The organism is Streptomyces sp. NPDC002265 (assembly GCF_040296125.1).
Taxonomy (GTDB): domain Bacteria; phylum Actinomycetota; class Actinomycetes; order Streptomycetales; family Streptomycetaceae; genus Streptomyces.
Map to the genome: position 1 here is coordinate 1 of NZ_JBEOWS010000480.1, position 5917 is coordinate 5917.

A 5917-nucleotide genomic window follows, 5' to 3' on the forward strand; every position below is an offset into this window, starting at 1 on the left:
CAACTTTTTTGGGTGGGGGGGGGGCGCCCCACCTTCCCCCCCCCCCCGGCCGCCCGCCCCCCCCAACCCTTTTGGGGTTTCGGGCGCGTGGGCTGTTTAACCCCCCAAACCCCCCCCCCCCGCGTCCGCGATGGCTGAACTGTGAGCCACTGTCGGTACTTCTGCCACGCAGGACGGTACGGCGAGCGAATCCCGAGACGGGCGACGACCTTTGGCACCCCGGCAGCAGCGAGTGCCTGTCCGAACGTGACGTCTCCGGGAGGCTGTGCTGTCCGGCTACGGGCCGCGGCACCGGACGATGCGTATCGCGTGGGTCATTCCTCTGCAACTCCAGCCCGCTGCGTTTGAGTGATTACGGCGTAATCACTGGGGCCTCGAGCAAGGGCGCGGGCTCGCTTTGGTCCGGACGAGGCCAACCAGACTCAGCCTGGTCTGCGCTGGAATGGCTGGAGTCTGCACGGGCGATGACCCATCGCCGCATCCTGGGCTTTGACGTTTTTAACCGTGGCTGAGGTCGGCTGCTCGGGGCCACACTGCCTCTCCCCCACACACCGACAGCAACTCGGCGGACCAGGATGCACTCATGCTTTCGCACCATCCGCTCAGGCGTCGCAGGAGGAGACTGCTTCTTGTCGCGTGATCGCTCAGCGAACAGTGGAGAACGACGCCGGGGCCGGGCGGGCGAAGGTGCCGGGGCTGGCCCGTGGGCGATCTAGGGGGCCGCGTGGATCGAGCGCTCGTTGACACAGATCGGCTGGGACGCCTCTCCGGCGAGGTCGAGCGGATCAGCGAAGCCTTGAGCGCAGCAGGTAAGCGTCCTGACGTCGCAGAAGGCTCGGCAGGCGCGGACCTGTCCGCTTCGGCCCACCGGGAGCGCCGTCTTCGTCAGGTGACGGTCGCTGGCGTGAACTGCGGTCTGGTCGAGGCGATGTACGAAGCTCGGTGCGACGCCGCCGACACCGAGTTCTGCGTCGATGTCGAACCCACCCTGGGGGAGCTCAAGCCGGGATCACGACGTTTGCTCGTTACTGCGTCGACGCACAGCACGGAGAAGCAGCTGCATCTGTCTCTGGCCGTCTGCGGCATCGTCGGCTGTTCACGGCCTCACAGGGCGGCGGTCGCCCGGGCGGCCTGATGCCACCCCAATCCTGCCCCGGCGGAGGGCATAGGCTGCCGGCCACCAGCACGAGGGCATCGACGTCCTCGCCGACCAGGCTCCCGATCTGTACGACGTCCTGAACCGCCGTCGACGCGAGGACCTGACGCACATCGTCCTTGACGCTTGGACGTGGGCTGTCGGCGAATGACCGCAGCACTCCCCCTGGCACTGATGACGTTGCCCTGAGGTGATTACGCCGTAATCACCTCAGGCAGCGGATCGTCCGTGAGATCTCGTCCATCTCCCAGCGCTCGACCCTCCGCAGTGCGCCGGTTGAGAGTCCTGGTTCAACGCTGGTCGCGGAACGCCTGCTGACATCTGGGTCACGACGGGTCGTGCTGGTCCTGTTTCGTGGCTTCGCGACTCCAGAGAGTCTGATGATGAAGTCAAGCCGCTTGCATGACCGGCAGGTCGGGGGTGAAAACCCGGTTGTCGCGCAGGGGGGCGCACAGGACGCTGGCCCGCCGCCGGGCCAGGGCGATGACGGCTTGGACATGCTTGCAGACTTCACCGCGCTTCTTGAGGTAGAAGTCCCGGTTCGGCCCCTCGCGCATCATGCTGGTCTGTGCGGACATGTAGAACACCCTGCGCAGACGGCGGCTGTAGCGCTTGGGCCGGTGCAGATTGCCGGTCCGGCGACCGGAATCACGCGGGACGGGCACCAGCCCGGCGGCCGAGGCAAGGTGCCCGGCGTCGGCGTAGGCCGTGAGGTCGCGGGCGGCAACGACGAACTCAGCGCCCAGGATCGGTCCCATGCCGGGCAGGGACTCAATTATCTCCGCCTGCGGATGGCTGCGGAACGTCTCGCGGATCTGCTCGTCGATCCGCTTCTGGCGGTCGTCCAGGGCCAGGATCTGCTCGGCCAGGTCGGCCACGATCTGGGCAGCGACATCCTCGCCGGGCAGTGCGGTCTGCTGGGCCTGGGCGGCCTCCAGCGCGGCCGAGGCGACGCTGTCGGCGCCCCGAACACCGCGGTTGGCCAGCCAGGCCTTCAACCTCGCCCGGCAACGGCGGCGGAGAGCCGCCGGGGTCTGGTAGCCCGTCAGCAGGACCAGCGCGCCCTTGTGCGAGCTGTAGTCAAAGGCCCGCTCCAGCGCGGGAAAGACGCCGGTCAGTGTGTCGCGGAGACGGTTGATCATCCGGACTCGGTCGGCCACGAGATCGGAGCAGTGAGCGGTCAGCAGTGCGAGGCCGGCGGCCAGCTGGGCAGGCATGTCGATCGTCGCGAAGTCCCGGCGGTTGCGTGCGGTTTCGGCGATGACGTAGGCGTCGTGGGCGTCGGTCTTAGCCTCACCCCGGTAGGCACCCGACATGCGGTTGACCGTGCGGCCGGGCACGCAGACGGCCTGCTGGCCGTGTGCCGCGAGCAGGGCCAGCAACAGAGCGGAGGACGTGCCGGAGATGTCCACCGCCCATTGGACCTAGTCGGCCAGGTCCAGGATCTCGCCCATGGCGGTCAGGATTGCCGACTCGTGGTTGTCGACCTTCTTCGACCACAGCGTCGCACCGGTCGCGTCGACCGCCGCTGCCCAGTGATGCCCCTTGCCTGCGTCGATCCCGGCCCATACCCGGTGCCTTCGCTCGCTCACTCGCCCCTCCTCGCTCCGAACAGCATGCCGTCGGCCCGAGGAACACCCCGCTGTCATCTCCGTAATCAGCGACCGAAGCGCACATCTCAATCAGCAGCCAGGGCGCCCCGGAGAGCCGGGCGGCCACTCCTTGGAAGCCACTGAAGGCAGAGAGCCATAAGCCACACCCGGCCCTCCCAGGCCACCTAACAACTTACGGATGAGCCATGGGTCGTTCGTCGATGCGCGCACCATCCTCGGCCCGGAGAAAACCACGGCCCAGCCCAACCTCGTTATCGGTCGCGCGAGTGGGACACCCGCGCCGGCCGCTGAACCAGGGCCCCTACACGATCGTCTGGGGCGACAGCCTGACGCAGAAGGTCCGGGAGGGCAGCCCGATCGTGCACCTCCACGCGTTGATCGCGGTCGGCGTCAACGCCGACCGCTATCGCGAGATCCTCGGCCACGTGACCTCTGGGTACGGCGGGGCCGGTCGACGTTCGGTCGCTGCCCCAAAGGCGCACTGCGGGGACGACTCCGGGGCAGTCTGGGCAATGTGACGCATGAAAAGTGAGACATGTGCCGGTTCAGGGGAGAGACTTTGGCTTGAGTGATTACGGCGTAATCACCCCAGGGAGCCGCATCAAAGCAACCGACTTTGTCTAACTAACGCGTCGGTGCAGCTTTTGATCACTAACGTTAGTATGGTGTCCTCCATGACTTCGCCAGCTTCGCCCAGCGACCGCGAGAAGGTCGTCTCCAAACTGCCGGCATGGCTCCGGCAAGCTCTCAAGGTCAGAGCCGCCCAGCACGGCATCGAGATTCAGACCGCGGTCGAGCAAGGCATCAGCGACTGGTGCAGCCTGGCTTCGGCAACGGCCAACGTCGATACCTCAGGTGCCGACTCCTTCTCCACGTTCCTTCCTCCCGGTCAGTGGGAGCAGTTCCGCGAGATCGCCGCCGATCGCCGTGTGTCTCTCATCCAGGGCCTCGCCCAGTCGGTGCAGCTTTGGCTCGACTCCAACCCCACTCCGGACGTCGCGCGGCCCGAGGTCACTCGCCGGATCATCGTCTGCAACCAGAAGGGCGGAGTCGGCAAGACGGCGATCACCGCCGGCCTCGGGGAAGCGCTTGCCGAGGACGCCAACACCCTTCACCCCGTGCGCGTGGCGAAGGCTCTCACCAAAGCCCTGCGGGCCAGCGAGACGCACGGCGATGAGACGGAGCCGGACGAAAGCCCGCTCGACATCGAGAACCTGCCCGGTCCCGGCCTGCGGATCCTCTTGGTGGACTTCGACCCTCAGTGCCACCTCACCAACCAACTCGGTGGAACGCCGCTGCCCATGAACGGCGACAGTCTCACCAACCACATGGCGGGGGACCCGAAGGGCGATCTCCGCGACCTGATCATCTCGGTCGACGAGGAGCACTTCGGGGACCGGTTGCATCTTCTGCCTGCCTGCAACGACGCCTTCCTGCTCGACGTCCGTCTCTCCGCGGTACGCGCCCGGGAAGCCGCCCTGGAACGGGCGCTCGCACCGCTCGAAGCTGATTACGACGTAATCATCGTCGACTGCCCGCCCAGCCTCGGCCTCAGCATGGACGCCGCCGCCTACTACGGTCGGCGCCGCGAGGGGGAGAAGACCGGTCAGTCCGGAGCCCTCATCGTCGTTCAGGCAGAGGACAGTTCGGCGGACGCCTACGATCTCCTCACCACCCAGATCGACGATCTGCGGGGCGACCTCCAGGTCGACATCGACTATCTCGGGATCGTCGTCAACCTGTACGACTCGCGCCGGGGATACATCGCGACTTCGTCCTTGCAGGGATGGGTCGACATAAAGGATCCGCGAGTCGTGGGCCTCATCGGTGACCTCAAGGAACAGAAGGAAGCAGTCCGGGTGAAGCAACCTCTGTTGTCCTACGCGCCCAAGTCCCAGCAGGCGGTCGGCATGCGCGCAGTCGCACGGGAGGTGCTGTGAGCAAGGCCGACCAGCTCGGTGCAGGCCGGTTCGGTGGGGGAGTGCGCCCTGTCAGCGCGCGCCGCCAGGCGGTGGCTGCCGCCACGGGTGTCCCGACCGACGGCGTGTCCCCTCCGACGCAGCTTCCTCCGTCGCGCATCAGTCCCAACCCCGACAACCCCCGCTCCAGCCTCGGCGACCTGACGGATCTCGCGGGCAGCCTCAAGAGCCACGGGCAGAAGCAGGCCATCACGGTGATGAACCGCGATGCCTACCTCAAGGCAAATCCTGAGCGCGAAGCCGACCTCGAACCCGACACCGCCTACGTCGTCATCGACGGCAGCAGCCGTCTCGCTGCTGCACGCGAGGCCGGCTTGGAGACTGTGGCGGTGATGGTCAGCGACGAGCAGGGCAACAATGCCGACGAGCTTCTGCAGTCGGCACTGATCGCGAACATCATGCGCAACGACCTCAGCGAGATCGACGAGGCTCGGGCTCTGCAGCGACTTCTGAACGTGTACGGCAGCCAGCGCGCTCTCGCCAAGCAGTTGCACCGTTCACAGGGCTGGGTGTCCCAGCGGCTGGCACTGCTCGGCCTCGCTCCTGAACTTCAGGAGCGTATCGGTGAAGAGCCGATCGAACTGCTGCGCGCGGTCGGCAGCAAGCCCGTCGCGGAGCAGGAGGCCGCTCTTCAGGTACTCAAGGAGCAGCGCGCTGCTGCCGAGAGCGCGAAGGCCTCCCAGAAGCAGTCGGAACGAACTGAGCGACCGGAGCCTGCTCTTGTTCCGGAGCCTGCGGCAGCCCCCGTCCCCGAGCCTGAGCCCGTGCACGCGACTGTGCCTGCCCGTAAGACTTCGGACGGCGGGAGCGGTGACTACGACGCTGTCCCTCAGGAGACGCTGAAAACAGCTACGAGTGATTACGCCGTAATCACGGACACCTCGTCCGAGGCGATCGAGTCCGGACCGGGCGAGTCCCGTCCGGCCGACATTGTTCCGGACCCACGGAGTGACGATGGGCCCAGTACGTCCGCCTCTGGTGCAGGGGAGAGGGCGCTGCCGAAACTGCCGTACCACGACGGCTGGTACGTCGCACATCATCTCATTCGCAAGATGAGCGACACCGAGTTCGACAAGATGCTGCGCATCCTCAACGATCACCAAACCCAGCGCAACTCGGACAGTACGTCCGAAGAGCGGTGACGCGCCGCGAAGTCCCCTGCCGTGAGC

At 66.6% G+C, this 5917-nt stretch carries 3 protein-coding genes and 2 pseudogenes; 4 read left to right on the plus strand and 1 reads right to left on the minus strand.

The features are described 5' to 3' along the window. Positions 1-724: 724 nt before the first annotated feature. Positions 725-1135 carry a hypothetical protein gene (locus ABT085_RS42980; protein WP_351621629.1) on the plus strand — a complete coding sequence of 137 codons (411 nt, stop codon included), beginning with the start codon at positions 725-727 and terminating at the stop codon, positions 1133-1135. Positions 1136-1545: 410 nt separating this feature from the next. On the opposite strand, the pseudogene ABT085_RS42985 reads toward ABT085_RS42980, so the two are convergent. Further along, positions 1546-2748, minus strand: a pseudogene (locus ABT085_RS42985) (IS110 family RNA-guided transposase). 302 nt (positions 2749-3050) lie between these two features. On the opposite strand from ABT085_RS42985, the pseudogene ABT085_RS42990 reads away from it, so the two are divergent. The 3 genes and pseudogenes from ABT085_RS42990 to ABT085_RS43000 form a co-directional block, all read left to right on the plus strand. Beyond that, positions 3051-3221, plus strand: a pseudogene (locus tag ABT085_RS42990) (transposase); the annotation flags it as partial. A 222-nt stretch (positions 3222-3443) separates the two neighbouring features. Beyond that, positions 3444-4709 carry a ParA family protein gene (locus ABT085_RS42995; RefSeq protein WP_351621636.1) on the plus strand — a complete coding sequence of 422 codons (1266 nt, stop codon included), beginning with the start codon at positions 3444-3446 and terminating at the stop codon, positions 4707-4709. Continuing rightward, entirely contained in the window at positions 4706-5890 is a 1185-nt protein-coding gene (locus ABT085_RS43000; RefSeq protein ID WP_351621639.1) for a ParB/RepB/Spo0J family partition protein, read from the plus strand. The genes ABT085_RS42995 and ABT085_RS43000 overlap by 4 nt, the downstream gene beginning before the upstream one ends. The last annotated feature ends 27 nt before the right edge of the window (positions 5891-5917 follow it).

Excerpts from the sequence above, each read along its gene's own strand:
- ABT085_RS42995 (WP_351621636.1), top strand. The coding sequence starts at position 3,444 with ATGACTTCGCCAGCTTCGCCCAGCGACCGCGAGAAGGTCGTCTCCAAA.